This is a genomic window from Paenibacillus zanthoxyli JH29 (assembly GCF_000520715.1).
Taxonomy (GTDB): Bacteria; Bacillota; Bacilli; order Paenibacillales; family Paenibacillaceae; genus Paenibacillus_AQ; species Paenibacillus_AQ zanthoxyli.
Genome location: NZ_ASSD01000399.1, coordinates 1 through 3,499 on the forward strand (window position 1 = coordinate 1; position 3,499 = coordinate 3,499).

A 3,499-nucleotide genomic window follows, 5' to 3' on the forward strand; every position below is an offset into this window, starting at 1 on the left:
TCAAATAAAATGAATGATTAGCGTTTCTCAGTCTATCGATAGTTGATCTTTAATTGCGTTTGATTTATTATTGCTTCACATATAAAGAGGTGGAATGATGAAGCAATATGAATCGGCCACATTAAAAAAAGGGCTGTTGATTTTGGAGGCATTGCGGCAAGCGGAGCCGATGAAGCTGACAGACATCATGCGGCTGCTTGATCTGAATAAATCGACTACATTTCGCCTGCTGTACACACTTGAGGCTGCAGGATATGTAAAGAAAGAAGAGCATTTATACAGCCTTACTGAAAAAGTGGGCGGAGGGACTGCCGCTTCTGCCAATCCCAGACTGGACTGGATCGCTGTCCCTCCGCTGCATCAATTAAGCCAAGAAATTGGGGAGACCCTATATATCGGCATTCTAAATGGCATCAATGTGGTGACAACCCAAGTAGTTGAAGGCACCCATTCCATGCGGATCCACTCCAAGGTTGGCGATTATGCTTATGTTCACCTTAGCGCTTTTGGCAAAGTCATCCTTGCTCATTTGGATGAAGACAAGCGGGAAACCGTTCTAAACAACATAACGCTGCAAAAAAATACGAAAAATACATTTGCCGATTTACATTTATTACGGGAGCATCTCAAGGTCATTCGGCAGCAAGGTTATGCCATCGATGATGAAGAGACGGAAATCGGACTTCGTTGTATTGCCGCCCCCATTTTTTACAAAGGGGAGGCCATCGCTGCGGTTACTTTATCCGGTCCCTCTGCGCGTCTGACGAAAAAGAAGGACCGGACTCTAAGCAAAAAGCTGCTGGCATGCAGCGCACAAATTTCAAGCCTGCTGGACAAGTAAGCATCCATTAAGACTTGCGTGCTGCCAGAAATCTTTTCAAACCTTCTACTGCGTAATCATGGTCCAATGGGCCGGTTAATCCGGCAACCGTAACGGAACCTGGGCAGATGATAGGAGTAAGAGAACGCGCTTAGCAAATTACCCAAGGTAAATACAGCCATCAGAATGATTAAAAATCTTCGTTTGGGCACTTTCCCTGAGAGGATAGCGATAAACGGAGTTCCCACGGCAATGGCAACAGCATAACCGGATATGAGTGTCCCTGCGCGTGTGATGCTAATTTGGAGATCACTTGCTACAGTTTGAAGCAACCCGACCAGCACAAACTCGGTCGTCCCTATGGCGAAAGCGCTAAGGGCAAGAGAAAATAAGGCAATATAGATTTTCGTAGACATTTAAATGTATTGATGACCTCTCTTCCTGTAATGATTCCCCAATATATCGGCAGAGCGGATGGCATGGTACAGCATATCTTCCGTTACATCAAGCGGCTCGCGCAATAATATTTTCCATAGATGGGGAGCAAATGCCCGCTTCCGCATCCAGCTTCGCTTTTAACCCGTCTTGTAATAGAACGTTGTAGCATTCCTTCGCGATGGCATAGGAGGCGAGAGTTCGTTTGAATTCCCCTTTGATGTTATTCTGCGAGTCGGACTCCTTGCACGCCCGAGCCTCGAAGAAAGTCGCTAACGCATCGCCCATACCGGCCACCAGCAGCCTAACAGGAGCGCTCGAGATGATTTCGGTATCGACTATAACCAGATCGGGCCCTTTGTCGTAAAACATTTCGTTGATATGCTCTCCCGCAGGGGAGTAAATGACTGATAAAGCGCTGGTAGGCGCATCGGTTGCCGCAGATGTAGGTATAATCACTAAGGGTAAATCCAGAGCATTAGCCACCAGCTTGGTCATATCAAGCGTTCTCCTCCGCCGATGCCGATAATCGCATCATAATTTCCACTGCGGGCTGTATGGATATACTTATCCGAATTTTCAATGGAAACCTGCCCCTCAAAAGGTTCACAAATAATACTGGCAGTGCCGTACGCACTGTACAGCCTAGAAGATAAGGCTTCGAACAAAAAGGAATCAATGTAAGCCAGGAGCTTCGTGCCGAATGAATTAGTGTAACTCTCAAGCTTGCTTACTTCTCTGTAGCCTTGAATATATTTGGCCGGAGCCAGAAATCCGCGAGTGCTTGTTTTAATTTGTCCCATGTTGTTCATTCCCTTCTTTGATAATTGGCTGCGGCTTTGATTTGGAAATGCGCAGCTGATAAATCTGATTTCTATGGTAGCCAGGTAACTGATACATATCAAAATCTGCTGAAAAGTTTCAAAAATAGAAACAAAAAGATGAAAAATGGAATGTAGCCGTTGGAGAGGACAAGGAGGATCGATCATAATAGTATTTATGACGTTGTACATCGAAAGCATAAGATGGTCTGGACTTCATGGCCAAAACTCAGGGTTAGACTGCTAACGGCTCGGTTTTGTTTTGTGGAGGAAGTGCCGCGTTCAGGCTTTTTTATCGCTGCTAACAGCAGTGGATAAGGCAGGTTTGTGAACAATTAATGCCCGTTAGGAACGGTGCAGAGACATGGCAATCCTTTTGCAAATATATCAATCGTTGGAAATCATTAATGAAAGCGGTACCTTCAGGTGGAAAAAGTGGAAAGTCGCATGGATGTGTCATGTAACCTGACGCCGTTCTTGAACGATTTGTCAACGATGAATGTATGCGCTTAACATTCATTGACGGGATTTGAATTGAAAGGATAATATATCTCTTAAGAACAACAACATCTACATGGCAAGTTAAGAAATGTGACATTTGTTACACTCGGATCTCTGTTATTCGCAAATCTCATTTGAAGGAGAGGCGGTCGAGTGGAATTAATCGGTGACGACGGAGCAAGCTGGAATCAGACGGAGTTAGCCAATACGGACACCGAGCGAAAGAATGAATCAGCCGGTCACCTCACCACCGAGCCCCCGGGAATTAGAATCGCTGTTGCGACACGGGGCGGCGGCAAAGTTAATGTCCACTTTGGACATGCGAGTGAATTTTGGGTTTATGATGTTTCGGGCCAGACAATCACGTTCTTGGAAGTACGTCACGTTCAGGCCTATTGCACCGGGAGAGCAGAGAGCGGCGAACCGGTCGACAAGAAGCAGATTTTTGACGATACGGCCGCTTTGTTTGCGGACTGTCAGGCGATTCTCTGTTCCGGAATTGGCGATTCTCCGCGCAGTAAGCTTTTGCAGAGAGGGATAGCAGCAATTTCCGGCAAAGGCGACATTGAAGAACTGCTGCTGGAAAGCGCCGAGTTCTATGCCAGTTTGGGTTTATCAAGATGATGTCCGTCAGAATTTTGCATTCATTTGCATTTGTAATAATCTAAATAATTTAAATATGGAGGATGATTATTCATGAGTAAGAAACCAAGACAAATCGCATTCTACGGTAAAGGCGGTATCGGCAAATCCACGACTTCCCAGAACACGCTGGCTCAGCTGGCGACGACTTTCGGTCAAAAAATCATGATCGTAGGCTGTGATCCTAAAGCCGACTCCACTCGTCTGATCCTGAACACGAAAGCTCAACAAACCGTGCTTCACATGGCTGCTGAATTGGGTTCGGTCGAAGACCTCGAAC

General features: G+C 45.9%; 6 protein-coding genes. 3 read left to right on the forward strand and 3 right to left on the reverse strand.

What is annotated here, in order from left to right:
- The first annotated feature begins 94 nt into the window (after window positions 1–94).
- On the forward strand, window positions 95–841 hold the full coding sequence (locus L691_RS0115040) for an IclR family transcriptional regulator (protein ID WP_084654175.1): 747 nt from the start codon (window positions 95–97) through the stop codon (window positions 839–841).
- A 56-nt stretch (window positions 842–897) separates the two neighbouring features.
- Here L691_RS0115040 and L691_RS34300 read toward each other — a convergent pair whose 3' ends face one another.
- From L691_RS34300 to L691_RS33980, 3 genes are all read right to left on the reverse strand, one after another.
- On the reverse strand, window positions 898–1,236 hold the full coding sequence (locus L691_RS34300; RefSeq protein ID WP_036737196.1) for an MFS transporter: 339 nt from the start codon (window positions 1,234–1,236) through the stop codon (window positions 898–900).
- A gap of 88 nt (window positions 1,237–1,324) precedes the next feature.
- Window positions 1,325–1,753 (reverse strand): dehydroquinate synthase/iron-containing alcohol dehydrogenase family protein, encoded by a 429-nt coding sequence (locus tag L691_RS33975; RefSeq protein ID WP_198023050.1) that lies wholly within the window; start codon window positions 1,751–1,753, stop codon window positions 1,325–1,327.
- On the reverse strand, window positions 1,750–2,058 hold the full coding sequence (locus L691_RS33980) for an iron-containing alcohol dehydrogenase (protein WP_198023051.1): 309 nt from the start codon (window positions 2,056–2,058) through the stop codon (window positions 1,750–1,752). The genes L691_RS33975 and L691_RS33980 overlap by 4 nt, the downstream gene beginning before the upstream one ends.
- Window positions 2,059–2,730: 672 nt before the next feature.
- Here L691_RS33980 and L691_RS0115050 point away from each other — a divergent pair.
- On the forward strand, window positions 2,731–3,201 hold the full coding sequence (locus tag L691_RS0115050; protein ID WP_025691303.1) for a NifB/NifX family molybdenum-iron cluster-binding protein: 471 nt from the start codon (window positions 2,731–2,733) through the stop codon (window positions 3,199–3,201).
- Window positions 3,202–3,273: 72 nt separating this feature from the next.
- Window positions 3,274–3,499, forward strand: a 226-nt coding sequence (locus tag L691_RS0115055; protein WP_025691304.1) for an AAA family ATPase, incomplete at its 3' end; no start/stop codon positions are given.